Source organism: Leptolyngbya sp. PL-A3 (assembly GCF_039962325.1).
Lineage (GTDB): Bacteria > Cyanobacteriota > Cyanobacteriia > Elainellales > Elainellaceae > Vacuolonema.
The window spans coordinates 95,569-118,941 of sequence record NZ_JAMPLB010000017.1 but is presented as its reverse complement, the minus strand read 5'-3'; the positions used below and the strand labels follow the sequence as shown (position 1 = coordinate 118,941).

Here is a 23,373-nt window from a genome sequence, read left to right as displayed (position 1 = left end):
ATAGGGCGACAGCTTGCACCTGGCACAACCAAAATCCTGGTTTAACCGCCATCTCTCGATTAAGCGGGCACTTCTACACGATCGCTTCCCGCCAGGCCAAATGCAGCATGCACGGTTTGCAATGCCCGCACCCCATCCTCCTCGGAAACCAGGCAACTCACCTTAATCTCAGAGGTGGCAATCATTTGAATGTTGATACTTTCGCGGGCGATCGCCTCAAACATATGAGCCGCGACCCCAGGGCGACCGACCATGCCGATGCCGACAATGCTAACTTTGGCGATCGCCGTATCCACGGTCACTTCCCCAAAGCCCATATCTTTGGCGGCGGCTTCGAGTAGTTCGCGAGCCATTTCTGCATCCAGTCGCGCGACGGTAAAGGCAATATCGCGGGTGACGATGCCATTCACCCAACGGCACCGCTGGGATTGAATGATCATGTCAACGCTGATGTTATGTTGTGCCAGCAGCGCGAAGATGCGAGCGGCGAGGCCGGGGCGGTCGGGCACATGGCGAATAGCCAGACGAGCCTGGTTGCGATCGAGCGCGGCTCCCCGTACAGGAGGTTGGTTTGGGTCGTGATGGGCATAGCCCAGGTTAGAGGGGGACGAGGTCAGCTCAAAGGCATTGCAGAGGGCAACGATCGCGCGATCGCAATCCGACTCAGGAATAGCACAGCTCACCTGCACTTCAGAGGTGGAGATCATTTCAATGTTCACCCCGGCGGCTGCCAGGGTTTCGAACATCCGTGCGGCTACCCCCGGACGGCCGATCATCCCGGCACCAGAAATACTCACCTTCGCCATGTCCCGATCAACCATTACTTCTGCTTCACCCGAGGCTGGGTCGGGGTCGTAGCGGAGGGCAGGGGCGATCGCCTGAGCGACTGCTTCAGCTCGGTTCAGCGAAGGCTTGGTAACCGTAAAGGCAATATCGTTGAGGTTGCCTTCGTGAACCGATTGAATAATCAGATCGACGTCCAAATCCTGCTGAGCGATTTCGCGGAACAGACGAGCGGCGATGCCGGGGCGATCGGGTACCCGCAGCATGGCGACCTTGGCCTGATCGGTGTCAAAGGCGACTGCATCAACGGGCTGAGCAATTTCGAGGCCATCGAGCGATCGCGGCTTTGGCGCGGGGGATACTACCCGCGTGCCGGGGTCATCCGTCCAACTGGAACGTACCACTAACATGACGCCGTAGTTGCGGGCAATTTCCACAGAGCGCGGATGGAGTACCTTGGCCCCCAGGCTGGCCAGTTCCAGCATTTCGTCAGCAGTAATTTCATCCATTAATTGGGCGTCAGGCACCAATCGAGGATCCGCCGTCAAAATGCCAGGCACATCCGTGTAGATCTCGCAGGCGTCTGCTTTCAGGGCAGCGGCCAGGGCTACGGCAGAGGTATCGGAACCACCGCGCCCTAGAGTCGTAATCTCAAAGTTCTCCAGGCTGCTAATGCCCTGGAAGCCAGCTACTACTACAACCTCACCATTATTTAGATGACGTTCCAGGCGATCGGTTTCAATGCTCAAAATGCGGGCGCGGGTGTGGGTAGCTTCGGTTACAATTCCCACCTGTGCTCCAGTGAGGGAAACGGCGGGCTGCCCCAACTCGTGAAGGGCCATGCTCAGAAGGGCGATCGTCACCTGCTCCCCGGTGGAGAGCAGCATATCCATTTCGCGGCGACTGGGGTTACTAGAAATATCGTGGGCTAGCTTCACCAGGCCATCTGTTGTTTTACCCATGGCCGAAACGACCACCACAACGGAGTTTCCTGCCTTCGCCGTATCAACCACCCGTTGGGCGACCGCCTGAATGCGCTCGACCGACCCAACGGAGGTACCCCCGTATTTCTGAACTATCAGTGCCATAGCTTTGAATAAAAATGCCTCCGATCACGTTATCAGATCCCGGAGGGTTTATGGGGGTAATTTATAGGGTGTCAGCAATTCTCAGTATAGGCATCAAAGCCAAGAGTTCACGCCCGTAGGGCGTGAACTCTTGGCTTTGATGCCCGAAAACCGCGCGCCTTTGGCGCGCGGTTTTCGGGCCTGATTTCAAAATGAGAATTGCTGATAGGGTGTGAAGCGCAGGACATTGCAATAACCTGAAGCGCCCATCTTTAGCGTGCGGTTCACATACGCAAAAACGAGCATTTTCGGGCCGTGTAAGGCGTCATCCTCAAGAATGCTGTTCATCCAAACTGAGGTTGAATAGGACGGTGAAGCTGAACCGCTCTAAAGGATGAGCTTTTATCTACACTATCCCGGTTTAAAAGGGGGTGTTGTATGGTATGGGAAATCAATGTTTCGTCGATAGCCCCCATGAACGCTAACAAACTAAACTTCCTTAATAATCAGCAGTCTGTGGCGATGGTTATTACCAATCTCCATGAGCTTTTCAAGGATAATTACTCCCATTACAAAATTGAGCGTAGCCGCCTGGTAAGTCAGTTGGAAACAGCCGAGGCTGAAGAGCAAGGGCGCATTCAGCAAGCGTTGAAAGACATCGAAGGAGAAATTGCCATCTACGGTGTTTTGCAGGATGCTCTCTCCATCGCCGATCGCGTCATCCACACGCGCACCGTTATGGGTGAATTAGGCCCTGACAGCGATGTTTATCGCGTTCATCACAATACGCCAGTGTCCTAACAAAGCGAATACCCCTAGCCCTTTTGCTTGGAGCACAAGAAAAGGTTTAGTGCAAAACACCAACCTTTTTCTACGTCCTGCCTAAAAGGGCTACACCCCTATCTTGTACTAAGGAGGTTTCTGCATAAGAATCTGCCCAGGATGTTGGTGCTTTGCCCGCTTCGCGGGCAAAGCACCAACATCCTGGGGGTAATTTCATTGTTGGAAATCTCCTAAGCCTCACGGCTCAGTGCTTATGTTTCTAAGTGAATAGGGTGGGGTGAAAGGGGCACGAAGTCCCCTTTCACCCCACCCTATTCACCTGTCTAGGACATTACTTAATACTTATCTGCCGCTTTGACTGCTTTCTTGTAAATCGGCAATGAGCACATTAATCCGTTCCGCTACATCTGCCCGGGCTTCGGGTTCCGTGTCATGCAGAAATACTTCTAGTACAAACCAGCGACATAGCTCAGGATTTACCAGCACCAATCGCAAAATAATCTGGTTGAGTATCTCCGTCACCAACGCGTCGGGTAGGCGACGAATCTGGTCACGAATCACCAGTCCATCAGCCATGTCACGGGTCTCGCCCACCTTCACGACCGCCTGAAAAACAGCTTCGACCAGGGTTTGAAATTCGTCTGTTTGTGAGGTCAAAAATGGACATCCATCATACAAACAATACCTCATCATCGAATAAAACGGAACGCTCCGGTATCTATCTTTAGAGAGAGGTGTGGGTGTACGAATTTTGAGGAAGGTATGTCTGGAGACTGAGGCGGGTGATCGCCTTAAGGGCGGATGATCCCCTCAGGGGGGTTGTATACAGCCCTATCTTTGGGCATGGCTCGACTCTCCCGGCAACCGCACCCGTCACCGCTCTTTGCGACACCCTTATGCCAACTGCACAAGCCTCCAGCGACTCCACTATTGATCTTGATCTCAAGCAACTTCTGAGCGTCTTAACGGAAGTTAAAAAGGGCAATTTCGCCATACGAATGCCGGTTGATCAAACCGGAATCGCCGGAAAGATAGCAGATACTCTCAACGACATTATTGAAAAGAATGAGCAGATGACGACGGAGCTGGAACGCATCAGCACCGTTGTGGGTAAAGAGGGAAAAATCAACGAGCGGGCATCGCTGGGTCAAGCGCGGGGTTCCTGGAAAGCTTGTGAGAAATCCATCAACACTCTAATTGTTGACCTTGTTCAACCGATGGCGGAGATTACCCGAGTCATTCGAGCGGTGGCGAACGGGAATTTGACGCAATCTATTCCGACCGAGCTGGAGGGGCGATCGCTTCAGGGGGAATTCCTCCAAACCGCCCAGATCGTTAACACGATGGTGGATCAGCTCCAGTCCTTCGCCTCTGAGGTAACGCGGGTTGCGCGGGAAGTGGGAACGGAAGGAAAGCTGGGTGTGCAAGCGGAAGTCCGCGGGGTGGCGGGTACGTGGAAGGACTTGACGGACTCGGTAAACTCCATGGCGGGCAACTTGACAGCCCAGGTGCGGAACATTGCCGAGGTGACGACGGCGGTGGCGAACGGTGACCTCTCTAAGAAAATTACCGTAGATGTAAAAGGCGAGATCCTAGAGCTGAAGAACACGATCAACGTGATGGTGGACCAGCTCAACTCCTTCGCGTCTGAGGTAACCCGGGTTGCGCGGGAAGTAGGGACGGAAGGAAAACTGGGTGTGCAGGCCCAGGTGCCCGGAGTGGCTGGAACCTGGAAAGACTTGACGGATTCGGTAAACCTGATGGCGGGCAACCTGACCGCCCAGGTGCGGAACATTGCCGAAGTAACGACGGCGGTAGCGAACGGTGACCTCTCCAAGAAAATTACGGTAGACGTAAAAGGCGAAATTCTTGAGCTGAAGAACACGGTCAACATCATGGTGGACCAGCTCAACTCCTTCGCCTCGGAGGTAACGCGGGTTGCGCGGGAAGTAGGGGCAGACGGGAAGCTGGGCGGCCAAGCGGAAGTGCGGGGTGTTGCAGGTACGTGGAAAGACCTCACGGACTCGGTAAACTTCATGGCGGGTTCGTTGACAGCGCAAGTACGAAACATCGCCGAGGTGACGACGGCGGTGGCGAACGGCGACCTCTCCAAGAAGATTACGGTAGATGTAAAAGGTGAAATTCTGGAGCTGAAGAACACGATCAACACGATGGTGGACCAGCTCAACTCCTTTGCGTCTGAGGTAACGCGGGTTGCGCGGGAAGTAGGAACGGAAGGAAAACTGGGGGTACAAGCCGAAGTACCGGGAGTTGCCGGAACCTGGAAGGACTTGACGGATAACGTGAACCTGATGGCCGGTAACCTGACCGGACAGGTGCGAAACATTGCCGAAGTTGCGACGGCGATCGCCAACGGCGACCTCTCCAAGAAGATTACGGTAGACGTAAAAGGCGAGATTTTCGAACTGAAGAACACCATCAACATCATGGTGGACCAGCTCAACTCCTTCGCCTCGGAGGTAACGCGGGTGGCCCGAGAAGTAGGTGCCGAAGGAAAGCTGGGGGGTCAAGCGGAAGTACGCGGGGTGGCCGGTACGTGGAAAGACCTGACGGACTCGGTAAACTTCATGGCCGGTTCGCTGACAGCCCAGGTGCGGAACATCGCGGAAGTAACGACGGCGGTGGCGAACGGCGACCTCTCTAAGAAAATCACCGTAGATGTAAAAGGCGAGATTCTGGAGCTGAAGAACACGATCAACGTGATGGTGGACCAGCTCAACTCCTTCGCCTCTGAGGTAACGCGGGTTGCCCGAGAGGTGGGAACGGAAGGAAAGCTGGGGGTACAAGCGGAGGTACGCGGGGTTGCGGGTACGTGGAAAGACCTCACGGACTCGGTAAACTCCATGGCCGGAAACCTGACGGCCCAGGTGCGGAACATTGCCGAAGTAACGACGGCGGTGGCGAACGGCGACCTCTCCAAGAAAATTACGGTAGATGTAAAAGGCGAGATTCTGGAGCTGAAGAACACGATCAACACGATGGTGGATCAGCTCAGCTCCTTCGCCTCTGAGGTAACCCGAGTCGCTCGTGAGGTAGGAACGGAAGGAAAACTCGGTGTACAAGCGGAAGTACGCGGGGTGGCCGGAACCTGGAAAGACCTCACGGATAACGTGAACTCGATGGCGGGCAACCTGACGGCCCAGGTACGGAACATCGCAGAAGTTGCGACGGCGATCGCCAACGGCGACCTCTCCAAGAAGATTACCGTGCAGGTAAAAGGCGAAATCTTCGAGCTGAAGAACACCATCAACATCATGGTGGACCAGCTCAGCTCCTTTGCTTCTGAGGTAACGCGGGTTGCCCGAGAAGTAGGTGCGGAAGGAAAACTCGGTGTGCAAGCCGATGTACGCGGTGTAGCCGGAACCTGGAAAGACCTCACGGACTCGGTGAACTTCATGGCGGGTTCGCTAACAGCCCAGGTACGAAACATCGCAGCGGTGACGACGGCGGTGGCGAATGGCGACTTATCTAAGAAGATTACGGTCGACGTAAAAGGTGAAATTCTGGAGCTGAAAAACACGGTCAACACGATGGTGGACCAGCTCAACTCCTTTGCTTCTGAGGTGACAAGGGTTGCCCGAGAAGTAGGTGCCGAAGGAAAACTGGGTGTGCAAGCGGAAGTGCGAGGGGTGGCCGGAACGTGGAAAGACCTCACGGACTCGGTGAACTTCATGGCGGGTTCGCTAACAGCCCAGGTGCGGAACATCGCGGAAGTGACGACGGCGGTGGCGAACGGCGACTTGTCCAAGAAGATCACCGTGGATGTAAAAGGGGAGATTTTGGAGCTGAAGAACACCATCAATATCATGGTGGACCAGCTCAACTCCTTCGCCTCCGAGGTAACCCGGGTTGCCCGAGAAGTGGGAACGGAAGGAAAACTGGGGGTACAGGCGCAGGTACCCGGAGTAGCCGGAACCTGGAAAGACCTGACGGACTCGGTAAACTCCATGGCCGGCAACCTGACAGCCCAGGTACGGAACATCGCGGAGGTGGCAACGGCGATCGCCAACGGCGACCTCTCCAAGAAGATTACGGTAGATGTGCGCGGTGAGATTTACGAGCTGAAAAACACCATCAACATCATGGTGGACCAGCTCAGCTCCTTCGCCTCAGAGGTAACGCGGGTTGCGCGGGAAGTAGGTACCGAAGGGAAACTGGGTGGACAGGCGTTAGTGACCGGGGTTGCGGGTATCTGGAAAGACCTCACGGACAACGTGAACTCCATGGCCGGTAACCTCACCGCCCAGGTACGAGGCATCGCGAAAGTGGTAACGGCGGTGGCGAACGGTGACCTGAAGCGGAAGCTGATGCTCGACGCGAAGGGTGAAATCGAAACCCTGGCTGACACGATCAACGAGATGATCGATACGCTGGCGACCTTTGCCGACCAGGTAACCACCGTGGCCCGCGAGGTGGGAATCGAAGGAAAACTGGGAGGTCAGGCGAAGGTACCGGGTGCGTCGGGAACCTGGCGTGACTTGACGGACAACGTAAACGAACTGGCGGCGAATCTAACCACCCAGGTACGAGCGATCGCCGAGGTGGCAACCGCGGTAACCAAGGGTGACCTGACCCGATCCATTGCGGTGGAAGCCCAGGGCGAGGTGGCGATCCTGAAGGACAACGTGAACCTGATGATCGCCAACCTGCGCGAAACAACGCAGAAGAACACCGAGCAGGACTGGCTCAAAACCAACCTGGCGAAGTTCACCCGAATGCTGCAAGGCCAACGGGATTTGGAAACGGTGTCGAAGCTCATCCTGTCGGAACTGGCTCCACTGGTATCCGCTCAGCATGGCGTGTTCTACTTACTGGAAACCAGCGAAATCCATCCTCCCTTCCTGAAGCTGTTGAGCACCTATGCTTACCGCGAACGGAAGAATTTAGCCAACCGCTTCTATCTGGGCGAAGGTTTAGTCGGGCAGTGTGCCCTGGAAAAAGAGCGGATTCTGATTACCGAAGTTCCAGCCGACTACATCAGAATCAGCTCGGGTCTGGGCGAAGCACCGCCGATGAACGTGGTCGTACTGCCTGTACTGTTTGAAGGTCAGGTCACGGCGGTCATAGAGCTAGCTTCCTTCAACCGCTTCAACGAAATCCACCTGACGTTCTTCGACCAACTAACGGAAAGTATCGCCATCGTTCTAAACACGATCGCCGCCAGCATGAGAACGGAGGAGCTGCTGAAGCAATCCCAATCTCTGGCGGAAGAGCTACAAAGTCAGCAGTCAGAGTTAACCGAAACCAACAAGCGACTGGAGCAACAGGCCCAATCCCTGAAGGCGTCGGAAGAACTGCTGAAGAACCAGCAGGAGCAATTGCAACAAACCAACGAAGAGTTGCAAGAAAAAGCCGAACTGCTGGCCCTCCAGAACCGTGAGGTGGAACGGAAGAACAGTGAGATTGAGCAGGCGCGGCGATCGCTCGAAGAGAAAGCCGAACAGCTCGCTCTTACCTCCAAGTACAAGTCCGAGTTTCTGGCCAATATGTCCCACGAACTTCGGACACCGCTCAACAGCTTGCTCATCCTGGCCCGGCTGCTGTCCGATAACAGTGACGGCAACCTCACCATTAAGCAGGTGGAGTACAGCCAGACCATCTACTCCGCCGGTAACGACCTGTTAGGGCTAATCAACGACATCTTAGACCTGGCGAAGATCGAGTCCGGCACCATTTCGGTGGAAGCCGAGCAGATGCTGTTTACCGACCTGCACATTCACCTGGAGCGCACCTTCCGTCAGGTGGCGATCGATCGCAAGCTGGAGTTTCACTTACGCTTCGACGAGTACCTGCCCCGCACCATGCACACCGACGCGAAGCGGCTGCAACAGGTGTTGAAGAATTTGCTGGCGAATGCCTTCAAGTTTACGGAACGAGGCCATGTCGCCTTGGAGATCAGCGCCGTCAAGCAGGGCTGGAGCCCCGAGAACGACATTCTCAACCGGGCAGGCCAGGTGATTGCCTTTGCTGTTACCGATACGGGTATTGGCATCGCCACCGAAAAGCAGCAAATCATTTTCGAGGCCTTCCAGCAGGAGGATGGCACCACCAGCCGTCGCTATGGTGGCACCGGGTTGGGGCTCTCCATCAGCCGAGAAATTGCTCAGTTGCTTGGGGGTGAAATTCGCCTCCATAGCGAACTAGGTCAGGGCAGCACCTTCACCCTTTACCTACCGCTGGTCTACCCTGGAATGCCTGAGCAATCTCATGGAAGCGATAACGGCATGGCCAACGGAAACGGGTCGGGCCGACGGTTAGACGGTGACTCCCGACGGTTCTCATCCATGGGAACTCTGCCGATCGCCCCAGCGCCGACGGCTCCTCCGGAAATACTGCCCCCGTTGCCTACAAATCTCAGCGTCCCCAGTTCAGACCCGTTGATTGATGACGATCGCATTTCCATCGAACCCGAGGATAGCGTTCTGTTAATCATCGAAGACGACCTCAACTTTGCCCGTATCCTTTTGGATCTGTCGCGACAGCAAGGGTTTAAGGGGCTCGTTGCAACCCGAGGGGATGTGGGTCTGGAAATGGCACGGGAATTCCAACCCACGGCCATCATGCTCGACATTCGCCTGCCCATTCTGGATGGCTGGACGGTGTTGAACTACCTCAAGCACGATCCGGCTACCCGCCATATCCCTGTCCACATCATGACGGTGGAGGATGGCTGCGATCGCGGTCTGCGTCAGGGGGCGATCGCCTACCTGCAAAAGCCCATCAGCAGTGATTCTCTACACAATGCCCTGGCGAACCTGAAGGAATTTGTGGAGCGCCCTGTGAAGCAGTTGTTGATTGTCGAGGATGACGACATTCAACGTCAGAGCTTGGTGGATTTGATCGGCCATGGTGACGTTGTAACCACCGCCGTTAGTAATGGGGCCGAAACCCTGGAAGCCCTCCGCTCCCAAGCCTTCGACTGCCTCGTGCTGGATCTGATGCTGCCAGATATGAATGGCTTTGAGCTAATCGAGCAGATCAAGCGAGAACCCATTGCCGGACGGATGCCCATTATTATCTACACCGGCAAAGAGTTAAGCCCTCAGGAGGAAACCGAATTACGTAGACTTTCCGATACTTTAATACTGAAGGGAGTGCGATCGCCTGAACGTTTGCTAGATGAAACCGCACTCTTCCTCCATCGGGTACAGTCCAAACTGCCCGAACCACAACGGCAAATGCTGGAACAGTTGCGTCGTAATGACCCCGTATTGGCCGGTAAGAAAGTGCTGATCGTCGACGACGACGTGCGCAACATCTTCGCCCTCACCAGTATGTTGGAACGCCATCAAATGGAGGTAATCTACGCCGAAAACGGGCGAGATGGTATCGCCGCTCTCCAAAGCAACCCCGATGTGGACGTGGTGTTGATGGACATCATGATGCCGGAAATGGATGGCTACGAAACCATGCGATCCATTCGAGACATGAGCCAGTTTTCAGATCTCCCCATGATTGCCTTGACCGCTAAAGCAATGAAGGGCGATCGCGAAAAATGCATCGAGGCTGGAGCCACGGACTACATCCCCAAACCCGTGGAAATTGAGCAACTGCTCTCTCTCCTCCGCATCTGGCTCTGCCAATCCGTCAAATAACTCCCCGCAGGGGGCAGGGAGTTCCCTCACTCCCGCGCCCCCTTGCGCCCCGGCCCTGACCCATCCGCTGCCAACGACCACTTTATTCCCGCCTATTATGGTTTCTGACTCCAAGGTCAACATTCTCTTAGTGGACGATCACAACGAAAACCTGATCGCCCTGGAGGCCATCCTTTCGGGGATGGGGCAGAATCTGGTGAAAGCTCATTCCGGGGAAGAAGCCTTTCGGTGTCTACTCAAGCAAGACTTTGCGGTGATTCTGCTGGATGTGCAGATGCCGGGGATGGATGGGTTTGAAACAGCGTCGTTGATTCGCCAGCGGGAGCGATCGCAACACACCCCTATCATTTTCATCACTGCGTTTAATACCAACGATATGTGGCAGATGAAGGGCTACTCCCTGGGAGCGGTAGATTACCTTCTGAAGCCCATCGATCCGGTCATTCTGGTTTCCAAAGTGACTGTCTTTGTAGAACTGTTTAAGAAGACTCAGGAAGTAGAACGGCAGGCGGCTGAGCTATCTGCCCAAAAGATTGAAATTATCCGCGAGCAATTAGCGCGACAACAAGCCGAAGCCGCTAACCGCTTGAAAGATGAGTTTTTGGCGATCGTCTCTCACGAACTGCGCACCCCCCTCAATTCCATTCTGGGCTGGGCTAAGCTGTTAGAAACCAAACAGTTTGATCCAGAGACGACTCAGCGGGCTCTGGAAGTTATCAGCCGCAATGCCCAGTCTCAGGCTCAATTGGTGGAAGATATTCTGGATGTGGCTCGGCTGATGCGAGGCAAGCTATGTTTGTCCCGCAAACCCCTCGATCTGAATATCCTGGTTTCTGCGGAAATTGAGTCGATGCGGGTATTGGCCGAAGCTAAAGGCGTTCAGATTAAAAAACAATTTCCTTCCTCCCCTTGCAAGGTGTCGGGTGACATAGAGCGGCTTCAGCAAATTGTGCGCAATCTGGTGTCTAATGCCATTAAGTTCACACCCGAGGGCGGAATTATTGAGGTCGTGCTGTCTGTTCTCCCCAACCAAGCTGGGTCGAACACCCCCTTACTTCTGGGTCCACAGCCCGATCAAGAGGCGATCTCTGCCGTGGCTCAAATTACGGTCAAAGATAATGGTGTGGGCATTCAGCCAGAATTTCTACCCTACATCTTTGAGTACTTCCGGCAGGCTGATTCGTCTTCCACTCGTTCTCACGGTGGTCTGGGATTAGGGTTGGCGATTGTCCGTCAGTTAGTCGACTTGCACAATGGACGGATTGAGGTCGCCAGCGGTGGATCGGGCAAAGGCTCAACCTTTACGGTTTACTTACCGATGGCTGCCTCGGTTCAGGATGTGACTCCAGATTCGCCAGTTCCTACTTACCACTACAATTCGGTTGATGTACCGACCCTCGAACGCGTTTCTGTATTAGTGGTTGATGATAACGGTGACAACCGCGCATTTCTGATAGCGGTACTTGAACAAGCCAAAGCTCAAGTGACGGCCGTTGCTTCCGCTCAGGACGCCATCGACTACCTGCAAGACCATCGCCCCGATATCCTGTTGAGTGACATCGCCATGCCCGAAGAGGATGGCCTCAGCCTGATCCAGCGTATTCGCCAGTGGGAACAGGGTCAGGGGTACAACATCCCAGCGATCGCCCTCAGTGCCTATACCAAACAAGAAGACCAGCGCGAAGCGATCGCTGCCGGATTCCATCACTTTCTTCCCAAACCTGTCGAACCCAAAGATCTGATTCAGGCGATCGGTCAACTAACCACCCTTAAAACCCTGCCGCAACGATAGAAACTATTGAGGGTCTACGCTTCATTGTATGAGGGAGGCGCTGCACACCCCTCTTTTGGAGCATCTATAGCAATGTGCAAGTGCGTTAAGTACAGCAACGGTGGTGTGGGGCACGAAGTGCCCCACACCACCGTACTTAATCAACCCGCACATTGCTGTAGCTAATTGCGCCACTATCTCAACCCACTCATCGGGTTGAGCCAGCTTGTGTAGATGAGCTTCGAATCCAGCAGCCAAAGCCTTTTCCCGATCCTCTCCCAAATATGCTGTAATCGCGGCAGCAGGAATAGGTCTGCCTTGTTTCAACTCCATGGCTCGCACCTGGCGAATCAGCGTGTAGCCATCTCCTCCAGGCATATAGTTTCATGTCCTACGCGGGGAAAATCAAACCATATTTGAAGGTGGAGAGTGCCCAGTAACCCACTTTCGAACCAATCTAAAGTGTTCATTGTAGTGTCCGTAGAGCTAGCTTCCTTCGCTAGCTCCACGGGCACTACTTCACCAAGAAAAGCACCTGTTGAATGAGCAACGAAATTCAACAGGTGTTCTGTACGGTTCTGTTCGTATCACTAAAAATGTTGGCAGATTATATTTTTCGCATGAAGCATACTGAGAAAATGCGTTTCTCCATCACGAACTGGGCATCCTGTAAGACGATCATGTTTGTCCCTGAGCAGGTTGGATACAAGCCATCGTCGGTATTGTGAGGAAACATGTTCAGGCTGCATGTGCTGCTTTGGTACGAAAACGGGAGGTGTGAAATCATCCATGCTGTCGGTTTTGTCCCTAATGGTGATGCATGCCGCTATATCATGCATAACAGCGCGTAAGGGTGTCGTGATATGAGGGAGGGGAGCGGCATGGCTGGACAAAGCCAAGTTCTAGAGATGATCGCCCAGGGGGCGATTCTGCCCGCAGTCCTTGCATCGATTGCTCAGCTTGTTGAATCCCAGGGGCAGGATTTGTATTGTTCCTTTGCGTTGGTCGATGAAGATGGCCAGCGATTACACCTGGGCGCGGCCCCCAGTTTTCCAGAACGTTACTGGGAGGAAATTGGTAGTATATCGGTTGCTCCAGCGACGGGGCCATGCGGTGCTGCTGTCTACTGGAAAGCTTCCATCATCGCAGACGATATTCGTACCGACTTTCGCTGGCCTCACCTGCGTGAGGTTGCCTTGAACTATGGGTTACGAGCCTGCTGGTCTACCCCCATCCTGAGTATGGAAGGGCAGCCTTTGGCAACCTTTGCGATTTACCACCCCTACCCCCGTCGACCAACTCAACATCATGGATACCTCATTTCTCAGGCTACCCATTTGGCCCGTGTTGCCATTGAAAAGCATCGAGCTGAGGTAAAGGCTCAGAGAGCTGCCCAAGCCCTGGAAGACGCAAACAATGTGCTGGAACTGCGGGTGGCTGAGCGTACCCGAGAGTTGTCTGCTCTAGTGGGGCGCTTGCATCAGGAGATTAACGAGCGCAAACAAGCTGAAGCGGCCCTCCGTCAGAGCGAAGCTACAAATCGTGCGTTAATTGCGGCAATTCCCGATATGCTGATTCGTACTCGCAATGATGGGACGTATCTCAATATTCTGGGGCGCGATCGCTTCACCGTTCATAATAATGAACAGTTTTTAGAAAATACGAATGTCTATGATTCTTTGCCTCCCCAGCTAGCCCAGGCCCGGATGCAGCACATTCACAATGCGCTAGAAACGGGTGAAGTTCAACGCTATGAACAACGATTTAACACGAATGGCCAGGTGCAGGACGAAGAAGTGCGGGTGGTCGTAAGTGGTGAAGATGAGGTACTCATTATTGTTCGGGATATTACTAACCTGAAACAAGTGGAGAATGCCTTATACCAGAGTGAAGTACGAAATCGAGCTTTAATCAACGCACTTCCCGATCTGATGATTCGGATGAGCCGAGATGGGGTGTATTTAGATTTTATTCCGGCTAAAAGTTTCAGACACATTCTCGGTGGCTTGGATGTGATCGGCAAAAAAGTCTTTGATGTGCTGCCTCCTGCACTGGCGCAGCAGCGGATGGAATATGTTGAAAAAGCGCTTCAGACGGGAGAAACTCAGGTTTACGAACATCAGTTTTTAGTCGCCGGAGAACTGCAAGCAGAAGAAACGCGGATTGCCGTGTGCGGGGAGGATGAGGTTCTGGTGATTGTGCGAGACATTAGCGATCGCAAACGCGTAGAAGAGAAAGAACGCCAGAAGGCCTTAGCTCTAGAACAAGCCCTGCGAGAGCTTCAGCTGACCCAAACCCAGCTCATCCAAACTGAGAAGATGTCGAGCTTAGGGCAATTGGTGGCAGGGGTTGCCCATGAAATTAATAATCCGGTTAATTTCATCTACGGCAACATCGTTTACATGAATGACTATGTCGACAATTTATTAAAGTTAGTCAGTTATTATCAGCAATCCTACCCTCAGCCTGCGCCTCTCGTGGCGAATTATCTAAAGGATATTGATTTTGGGTTTCTTCAGGAAGACTTACCCAAAACCCTGACATCCATGAAAGTAGGAGCCGATCGCATTCGTCAGATTGTGCTGTCATTGCGTAACTTCTCCCGCCTGGAAGAATCTGCAATGAAGCCTGTCGATATCCATGAAGGGTTGGATAGCACATTGCTGATTTTGCAACATCGATTCCGTCCTCAATTTACCCTTACGGGTATTCAGCTCGTAAAAGAGTATGCTGAGCTACCCAAAGTAGAATGCCTGGCGGGGCAGATCAATCAGGTGTTTATGAATATTTTGGTGAATGCTTTGGATGCTCTGGATGAAGCCTACGAGCGATCGGTTGATCAGCCTGCCATCCACCCCGGTGAAGTGCGCATTCGCACAGAAGTCAGCCGAGATGGATGGGTTGCCATTCGCATTGCCGATAATGGACCGGGGATGAGTGAGGAAATACGATCGCACATCTTCGATCCCTTCTACACCACTAAACCCGTAGGTAAGGGTACTGGGTTAGGCCTCTCCATCAGCTACCAGATTATCGTTGAAAAACATAAGGGAACCCTTCACTGTGTTTCTATTCCTGAGCAGGGCACAGAATTTATCATTGAAATTCCAATCTGTGCGACAGCCTCTTGATCGAAGATGGGAACGGCTATTGAATATTAAAGGTTGCCCTGTACAGCACGAGCAATACTGCACGTATGAGAAAGAATCCGCCCTATTGCATTCACCGTTTCTAAATGAATGGCGCTGGCATCGAGGCTGATAGGAGTGCCAGAAGTCAGATTTTGTAGATGGCGTAGATGAATATCCCGTTTAATTTCGTTGAGGTGCTGTCGATGGGAAAGAACTTCATTGGCGATCGCTACATCCTGGGTAGCCAGCCCGGCTAAGACCTGTTGCAGTAACCCTACCACCTCACGATGGTAAGCCACTACATCGCTCCATTCGGGTTGAGCAAAGGCAATTTGCTTTCGTCGTTTGCGTCGAGCAAGCCGCATAAGTTGGCGATCGATAATATCGCCAATGGCTTCGAGTTCTGTACTGATATGCAGCAGGGATAATTCCCGTTGTGCTTGCTCATCGGTCAACGTCTCATCATTTAATTGAATGAGATAGTTTTTGATTGCAGTTTCTAAGTCGTCGAGTTGATCATCCAGTTTGCCAATGCGTTTGGGTAAATTCTCTGTGCTCTCATCAAAGGCCTGAATGCTGAGTTGCAACATTTCCGTCGCGAGGTCCGCCATCCGTAAGACTTCTCGCATCGCCTGTCCCAAGGCAACTGCAGGCAAGGTTAAGGCATTGGGGTCTAAGTAACGAGGCCCATGCTTTTTGCTTCCTCCGAGTTCTGGTAGTAGTTGAATTGACCAATCGGCCAACTTGTTGGCCAATGGAGCAAAGACAATCGCCAGGATAAGGTTAAAACCCAGATGGGCCAGGGATAGTTGAGCGGCTGGCTGTGGAATGAAATGGGTGAGCAGCGTAGCAATTGGGTGCAGAAGAGGGAGGGCGATCGCCACTCCTATCAATCGAGTTCCGGTATAAATGATCCCCAGTCGTCGTCCTGCAACGTTGCTTTGACTGAGCGCACTCAGTAATGGTGTAAGAGTCGTTCCGATGTTAGCTCCCAGGATAACCGCCAGCGCACCTGTCAGGGGCAGTGCACCTCCTGCCGTTAATACGATGACGATACTAATGGCTGCAATACTCGAAACAAATACCGCTGCCAGCAATATCCCCAGTAATAAGAGCACGATCGGCGATTGCGCCAGGGATTGCATGATGGCATTAGTGATGGCATTATCGGCGATCGGCGTACTGCTTTCGCCAATCATGGCTAGACCGACCAGCACCAGCCCAAAGCTAAACACCCCCCGCCCGACATCTTGCAATTTAGTGCGCCGAGACAATAGGGCCAGGGCAGCCGCCAATCCTAAAAACTCAAGGGCATAGTCTGTAATGTGAAAGGCCAGCAGTTGTACAACAAGCGTTGAACCAACCGCGGCTCCTAACAACATCACGACAGCCGCCGATAACGGAACCAGTTGGGCACTGACCAGCCCAATCATCACGGATGCGGTTGCCGTAGAACTTTGGGTGAGTAGGGTAGCGACAATACCCGATCCAAACGCCGCCAAGGGACGTCTTGCTAAGGCCATCATAGTCAACTGCAACCGTGCACCCAATGCCCGTTCCATGGCATCCGTCACAAGCTTTACTCCATAGAGGAGCAGCATGGACCCACCCACCAATAAAACCAGTAAATGGGTCGGATCGTGCGTTTTGAGCATTGGCATCCCTCCCGTTGCCAGACATCACAATTCCAGCAATTTCATAAAACTACCGCTTATTAAGGATAGGTTAAAAACAGGTTAAGTCAATATTATTGCTCGTTCAGCGACTGGTTTTGTCATCGCTGTTCCATGGCACAATCAGGAGTCTAAAGTTGTAGCGGGATCACTATGATTCATGATTTACCTGGGAGCCATCATGCCTGATGGTGTTCTGGTGGTTGGTATTATTTTCCTGGCGGCGATCGCCCAAAGTATTACCGGTTTTGGTTTTGCATTAATAGCAGTATCACTACTCACGACTGTACTGGGTTTGCAGACCACGGTTCCTCTGGTGTCAGTGATGTCGCTCTTCAGCAATGGGATTCTGTGGTACTTTTACCGCCATGAGTTTGATCGCCCGATGGTTTTGCGGCTTTCTCTGGCAGGTATGGTTGCTATGCCATTAGGGGTTTTGGCTCTCCGCCATGTTCCACAACATCTGGCGATTCAGGTGCTTGGAGTCGTCATTGTTGCCTATGTTCTGTACGACTTCTGCAATCTGGCACTGCCGCCACTGAAAGCGCAGGCGTGGGTTTATGGCATTGGCTTTTTAGCTGGCCTCTTGACAGGGGCCTACAATGTTGGTGGGCCACCTGTAGTGCTTTATGGGAATTGTCAGAAATGGACGCCTCAGATGTTTCGCAGCAACCTGCCTGCTTTCTTTCTGATTAATTCAGCGATGGCGATCGTGGTGCACCTGTTGCAGGGAAACTACACGGCTGAAGTCTGGCGCTATGCGCTCTATTCCACACCGCTTTTTATCTTGGGGCTGGGTATGGGAGCAGCGATCGCTCGCCAGCTAAACCCTGCTCTTTTCCGCAAGGTTGTGCTGGTGCTCCTCTTCTTGACTGGCTTAAATCTTCTTCGGTAATTTTGGTTACTTTAACGTAACGATCAAAATGTGTTCACGTCTTTTACCAAAACCCAGATGTTGTTTTTTGCTGTGAAGCAACGAAAAAACAACAATTCTGGGTTTTGGTTTTAGATAACCTGAGTTTGAGTTAAGGGCATTTTCGAATGCCACGCAGCGCACGCCAAAACGAGTACTTTAGCTTATCCGAAACTGAGTTTAGGTAACCTCAGTTCGGGTTAAGGGTTTTTTCGAGTGCCGCGCGAAGCGCGGCACTCGAAAAAACCCATTATTGCGTGCGCGCCGCGCACGCAATAATGGGCGGTTCGGCTTATCCCGAACTGACGTTAGGTAAGGCACAGAATGTAAACATGAGCTGGAATTAGAAAATCAAGGAATTCAGCTATCTAGCCTTTCTTCCGTAAGTCTTTATGAATAGGAAAAAATTTATACGTCAATACTTAGATAAAGTGCGGCAGATACGGATTTTATAAGTATAAAGTTTTGGTGAAGTCAGTACTATCTCGGGATACTTGGTGAATACTATTTGTTACGAATCAGGATTTATACCTAACTTTTCTTGATTTCGTTTTTTCCTGGTTAGAGAGTGCATCGCCTTCGTTTCCTTCTAAGACGACAGAACGATGAGTTGGAATCCATATAAATGGAAATCCTCTAGGAATTACCCATCTCTTCTCGCTATTGAGCTGTAAGTAGCAAAGCTACTAAGGTTTTGTTGAATTGCAGATCGCCTAACTTGTCCACGCTTGTCCAACGCATTTACTGCACCAAGTTTTCATATCTTCTGACTCCCTGACCCCCGAAAGATCGTCTCTACCGTCGCTTGGTAATAGCCCCCCTAAGAGCTAGAGCTGCATCTAACCAAGGTACTGATATGAATTTGACATTTCTTAAGCTCACCAACTTATCCCTACCCGAAGCGTCTACCCCTCGACGAGTAGATATTGCTGTTGGAGTTCTCATGGCGATCGCCCTAGGTGTTTTGGTCTACCAGGGTGCTAACCTGATCGATCCATATTTTTATGAGAAACGGGTCGATGCCTGGTTTCAAGGAGATTTGCCCTATCGGTTTGAGATGATCACCGATTACACAGGCCATTATGCCCACGACAAAAGCCACCCTGCCTTCTCGCCCCTAGGCTTTGTTCCAACAACACTGCTGCGTCTGCTAGGCCTGGATGCAATTCATGCTGCCAGAACCGTTATGTCGTCCCTCGCTGGGTTATGGGTCGTGACCATGTTCCTGGTACTCCGGGGGCTTGGAGCTCGATTATTGGATGCTGTCCTATTTACTTTGCTGGGCGCTAGCAGTGCATCCTTTATCTTCTGGTATACCGTTCCAGAAACGTATCCCTTTGGTTCCTTAGCTTACTTATTGACCCTGGGGTTGGTATTGCAATCAGAGCAGCACGTTCGTTCCTGGGTTTGGTTTGCTCTGAGTGGAGCTTTCAATGTCGGGATCACATTAACAAACTTTATGGTTGCTATCTTTGCAACCCTGGCTAATTTTTCCTGGCAGAGAGCCATCTTTATTTTAGGTGCTGGCCTGGTGCTGGCAGCTACGGTGGCGGTTATGGTAATTCTCCAACTGCATCCTTTCACTTATATTGGATTTGCGATCGCCCTTTACATTGCGTTTCGTCTCTGCCTACCCAGGATTGAACGGATTGCAGGCCAGTTAGAAGGATCTGCAACCTTTCAAAAATTATTCCGTTTGGCACTAGCCCTGGCCGCTATTCTAGGCATTGCAGCCATCACCGTTATCATGGTAATTCCTTCGATTCGGGGCTATTTAGTCGAAGAACTGGGCCAGGAGCTGCAATACATTTTTCCTGTGTTTGCGGGAGGGCCGTTTATTATTCTCCGGTCTATCTTTGCCCACACGATTGTGATGCCTGCTCCTCAACTCTTGATTAATTCCTGGCATCCAGAAACCGGGCTACTGCTGTTGCTGACGCAGATGTCTGCAGCGGGTTCAGGGAGTAGTTGGGGGGCGATCGCCGTAGGCCTGTGGATGGCATTGCTGGGTTTGGGATTTTGGGGGTTCTTTAGGAGCCGAGAGCATACCAAGTTTCGTCTTGTTCTGGGTTTATCTTTAGCGGGCCAGGTATTGTTGCATCTTATCTATGGAGAGGAAACATTTCTCTATTCCCTCCACTTTTTGCCGTTATTGATCTTGGTAGCGGCATGGAGTGTATTTACCCGGGCTCGTGTTGTAGCGCTTGTGCTCGCTGGTTTGTTGGTTGCCACACTCGCAGCGAATAACATTCAGCAATTCGAATCAGCTGCTGCAACACTCAATTCACTTCCTCAAATCAATCCGTACGTTTCTCCATCCCAGAATCCTCCTCAGGGAAGTTGAGAATAGCTTTCCTTGAATGAACGGTTTCTGAATATCCTAAAACTTGCAGGATAGCGTGCATGTCAAAACCAAACTCACCCTATTTCTGGATGCGTTCACTCAATTTCTGTGTCGTAGTCATTATCAATCTCTATCCGAGGGTTGATTAAAAACTACGTCTATTTGAGTAGAAATACGGTTGATGCAGTGCAAAAATTTAAAGCTTCAGTAAAGCTGATCCTATTCCAATAGCTGTCTGAATTCTCTTGTGCAACAATCCTCGCAGATTAAAGTTTCTCTGATCCTGGTGAGTTTCCGTTTTTGTAATGTACGTGCTGCATACACCTTTAGGAAATCATGGAGACATGGTATTTCGATGAATAACCTGCACTCATCCCCTTTCACCCTTATATGGTGAGTCTCCTAACCCGGAGGGATTCAGGCTTTTGATAACTTTTGCCTTCGAAATCTTTCCCATTGGCTATTCATACAGCTTTTCAGAAAGTAGCTGGAATCTCTGAAAGACTTGTGCCAGTCAATCCATACTTCTCCAATAGTTACTGGAAAAAATGCCACAAGGTTGTTCATAGAATTCTGGAGTACCTTGTTGACCCCGTTTTTGTGAGCCGTTCTTGCCATCTAGCGTTTGCTAATAGCAAGGACATCGTTGACTACTTTTTCCCAAGAGATCAGCGTTTGTCTTCTAGCTGTTGTTTTGATTTGTACTGGGTGTGGCTTTAAGTCTGAAATCTTCGCACCAGTAAACTACTTTTCTTTCAGTTTCTGTAGACGTCTACATAACCTATGAAGTCGTACAAACTGAGGTCTAACCTATGGAAGTTTTTCTCATTCCACCCCCATTTTACCTTCATTACATTCCGAGCTATTTCGTGAGTACCGTTGATACCCGTAGCCGTGAAACCCGTAGCAATCTTGAAGTAGGAGTTAACCCACCATGACGCAATGCAGCTGCCGATTCTGTGAACTTCCTTTGCAACACACGTTTGTTAACCTGGGCATTTCTCCTATTTCTAATGACATTTTGAGCGTAGAACAGTTAAATCGAGCCGAAAAGTTCTACCCTCTGCACACCTACATCTGTGAGAAATGCCTACTGGTTCAGTTGGATGTGTTTGAATCCCACGAGCATATTTTTGGGGATGGCGATTACTCCTACTTTTCTTCCTACTCTGACAGTTGGTTACGCCATGCCAAAGCCTACACGGATCTGATGGTTCAACGTTTTGGCTTTAACGAGAACAGTCAGGTCATTGAGATCGCCAGCAATGATGGCTATTTACTCCAGTATTTTGTAGAAAAGGGTATTCCAGTGCTAGGAATTGAACCTGCCTCGAATGTGGCTCAGGTTGCCCTTGAGAAAGGAGTTCCAAGCCTGGTCAGATTCTTCGGCGTTGAAACCGCTAAAGAGTTGGTATCAAAGGGAAAGCAAGCAGATTTGCTATTGGGCAACAATGTGCTGGCCCACGTACCCGACCTGAATGACTTTGTGGCAGGGATGAAGATCGTCTTGAAGCCAAACGGCACCTTGACGATGGAGTTTCCACATCTGTTACAACTCATTGAACAGAACCAATTTGACACCATTTATCACGAGCATTTCTCCTACTTCTCGTTCCTGGCCGTTGAACAGGTGTTTGCAAAGCATGGCTTAACCCTGTTCGATGTTGAAGAAATTCCCACTCACGGTGGATCGTTACGAATTTATGGGAAGCATAGTGATGCTCCTGGCTTAGAGGTAAGCGATCGCGTCACCCAACTTAAAGCGAAAGAAATTGAGGCAGGGCTAGACAAGGTAGAAACTTACCTGACCTTTGGCGAAAAGGTCAAGGCAACGAAGTGGAAGCTGCAAAAATTCCTGGTTGAAGCTAAGACGGCCGGTAAGACGATTGTGGGCTACGGTGCCCCAGCAAAGGGCAACACGCTGTTAAACTACTGCGGCGTTGGAGCAGACGCCATTGATTACACCGTCGACCGTAACCCCCACAAACAGGGAATGTTCCTTCCCGGCACCCATATTCCCATTTATGCCCCCGATAAGATTAACGAAACAAGACCTGACTACGTGTTGATTCTGCCCTGGAACCTCAAGAAGGAAATCATTACACAGATGTCCGGTATTCGGGACTGGGGTGGAAAATTCGTAGTGCCTATCCCTGAAGTACAGGTTTACGAATAAAAGTTGCTCTGAGCCAATAGATATTCGCGCTAGCGAATATCTATTGGCTCTATTACCTGTTGTTTAAAGCGCCTGGAATTTACTAACATGACCAGTGTTTTCTTTGATTCAACCCTGAATGATGATGCGAGACGATCGCACCTTTTCAAAGGGGAAATTTTTGTCTACGCCCCTTGTGCGAGTGCGATCGCTCTCTGTGAGTTTGCCCGCGAGTTACTCAAGGAAGCTTTCCATCCATACGACCCTCGTACGGCTCAGCATGAACTATCCGTCGAGGAATACGCTGCTATCTTGTCTAAGGTAAAGCCTCTCTTTATTAACCATCCCACTTCCAAGAAGTATGTCCAGGGCGTTCTGAAAGACCTGGGCTGTGATGTCACCAAAACCTATTTCGATGTGCCCCGAATGCGCAGTGCCACCAGCGATGGATACCTGACATCAGGGATTGCCTTTGCGTTTCACCCCCATCGTGATACCTGGTATTCTGCAACCCTTAACCAGTTGAACTGGTGGTTTCCCATTTATGACGTGGAGCCTGATAACGTCATGGCATTTCATCCCCGCTATTGGGATCAGGCCGTGAAGAACAGCTCTAGCTGCTACAACTACTACCAGTGGAATCAGAACAGTCGCCAGAGCGCGGTCAAGCACATCAAAAAAGATACACGGGTTCAGCCCTACCCCGAGGAACCCGTAGAAATTGATCCACAAATCCGCGTGGTCAGTAAGCCTGGTGGTGTCACCATTTTCTCGGCGGCACAACTGCACTCAACGGTACCGAATACCTCGGGTTATACCCGCTTTAGCATTGATTTTAGGACCGTACACCTTGACGATCTGATCGCCAAACAAGGTGCGCCCAATGTTGATTCCTCTTGCACAGGGCATCCATTGCGTGACTTCCTGCGAGCCGATGACCTGTCGAATGTTCCTGATGATGTGATTGCCCTCTATGATGATGGCACTGAGAAGGATGGGGTTTTGGTTTACCAACCCCCTGAATTAACAACAGCCTAAACACAGGTTGAAGGGGTTGGTTTTTGTGGGTTAATTCCATAAAAAATTAACCCCTTCTAACGTTCTTGAAATCTGTATAAAAGTTGATATGAACCATCC

General features: G+C 51.4%; 14 protein-coding genes. 9 read left to right on the top strand and 5 right to left on the bottom strand.

Features of this window, described 5'->3' with window-relative positions; all coding sequences use genetic code 11:
• Positions 1-59 precede the first annotated feature (59 nt).
• Positions 60-1,871, bottom strand: a complete 1,812-nt coding sequence (locus NDI52_RS15090) for an aspartate kinase (protein WP_190772331.1) — start codon at positions 1,869-1,871, stop codon at positions 60-62.
• Between the two features lie 453 nt (positions 1,872-2,324).
• Here NDI52_RS15090 and NDI52_RS15085 point away from each other — a divergent pair, with 453 nt between their 5' ends.
• Complete coding sequence (locus tag NDI52_RS15085; protein WP_190772330.1) at positions 2,325-2,651, top strand: hypothetical protein; 327 nt, start codon at positions 2,325-2,327, stop codon at positions 2,649-2,651.
• Positions 2,652-2,721: 70 nt separating this feature from the next.
• Here the strand turns inward: NDI52_RS15085 and NDI52_RS15080 are convergent, their stop codons facing one another.
• A complete protein-coding gene (locus NDI52_RS15080; RefSeq protein ID WP_277874845.1) occupies positions 2,722-2,850 on the bottom strand; it encodes a hypothetical protein in 129 nt (42 codons plus the stop codon).
• A 125-nt stretch (positions 2,851-2,975) separates the two neighbouring features.
• Complete coding sequence (locus tag NDI52_RS15075) at positions 2,976-3,290, bottom strand: hypothetical protein (RefSeq protein ID WP_190772329.1); 315 nt, start codon at positions 3,288-3,290, stop codon at positions 2,976-2,978.
• 239 nt (positions 3,291-3,529) lie between these two features.
• Between NDI52_RS15075 and NDI52_RS15070 the strand changes: the two genes are divergently transcribed.
• Together NDI52_RS15070 and NDI52_RS15065 are read left to right on the top strand one after the other, a co-directional pair.
• On the top strand, positions 3,530-10,249 hold the full coding sequence (locus NDI52_RS15070; RefSeq protein ID WP_348256463.1) for a HAMP domain-containing protein: 6,720 nt from the start codon (positions 3,530-3,532) through the stop codon (positions 10,247-10,249).
• Positions 10,250-10,346: 97 nt separating this feature from the next.
• A complete protein-coding gene (locus NDI52_RS15065; protein ID WP_190772328.1) occupies positions 10,347-12,041 on the top strand; it encodes a response regulator in 1,695 nt (564 codons plus the stop codon).
• 21 nt (positions 12,042-12,062) lie between these two features.
• Here the strand turns inward: NDI52_RS15065 and NDI52_RS15060 are convergent, their stop codons facing one another.
• Positions 12,063-12,398 carry a hypothetical protein gene (locus NDI52_RS15060; protein WP_348256461.1) on the bottom strand — a complete coding sequence of 112 codons (336 nt, stop codon included), beginning with the start codon at positions 12,396-12,398 and terminating at the stop codon, positions 12,063-12,065.
• Positions 12,399-12,901: 503 nt separating this feature from the next.
• On the opposite strand from NDI52_RS15060, the gene NDI52_RS15055 reads away from it, so the two are divergent.
• Entirely contained in the window at positions 12,902-15,151 is a 2,250-nt protein-coding gene (locus NDI52_RS15055; protein ID WP_190773822.1) for an ATP-binding protein, read from the top strand.
• Positions 15,152-15,177: 26 nt separating this feature from the next.
• Here the strand turns inward: NDI52_RS15055 and NDI52_RS15050 are convergent, their stop codons facing one another.
• A complete protein-coding gene (locus NDI52_RS15050) occupies positions 15,178-16,806 on the bottom strand; it encodes a Na/Pi cotransporter family protein (RefSeq protein ID WP_190773823.1) in 1,629 nt (542 codons plus the stop codon).
• 199 nt (positions 16,807-17,005) lie between these two features.
• Here NDI52_RS15050 and NDI52_RS15045 point away from each other — a divergent pair, with 199 nt between their 5' ends.
• The 5 genes from NDI52_RS15045 to NDI52_RS15025 all read left to right on the top strand — a co-directional run bounded on the left by NDI52_RS15045 (position 17,006) and on the right by NDI52_RS15025 (position 23,274).
• Entirely contained in the window at positions 17,006-17,719 is a 714-nt protein-coding gene (locus NDI52_RS15045; protein ID WP_190773824.1) for a sulfite exporter TauE/SafE family protein, read from the top strand.
• Positions 17,720-18,593: 874 nt separating this feature from the next.
• Positions 18,594-20,081 (top strand): hypothetical protein, encoded by a 1,488-nt coding sequence (locus NDI52_RS15040; protein ID WP_190773825.1) that lies wholly within the window; start codon positions 18,594-18,596, stop codon positions 20,079-20,081.
• A gap of 812 nt (positions 20,082-20,893) precedes the next feature.
• Positions 20,894-21,019 carry a hypothetical protein gene (locus NDI52_RS15035; RefSeq protein WP_277874862.1) on the top strand — a complete coding sequence of 42 codons (126 nt, stop codon included), beginning with the start codon at positions 20,894-20,896 and terminating at the stop codon, positions 21,017-21,019.
• The gene (locus NDI52_RS15030; RefSeq protein WP_348256460.1) at positions 21,016-22,257 is read left to right on the top strand and encodes a class I SAM-dependent methyltransferase; all 1,242 of its coding nucleotides are present in this window, start codon (positions 21,016-21,018) and stop codon (positions 22,255-22,257) included. The genes NDI52_RS15035 and NDI52_RS15030 overlap by 4 nt, the downstream gene beginning before the upstream one ends.
• An 87-nt stretch (positions 22,258-22,344) precedes the next feature.
• Positions 22,345-23,274, top strand: coding sequence for a hypothetical protein (locus tag NDI52_RS15025; protein WP_190773827.1), 930 nt, complete (start codon positions 22,345-22,347; stop codon positions 23,272-23,274).
• The last annotated feature ends 99 nt before the right edge of the window (positions 23,275-23,373 follow it).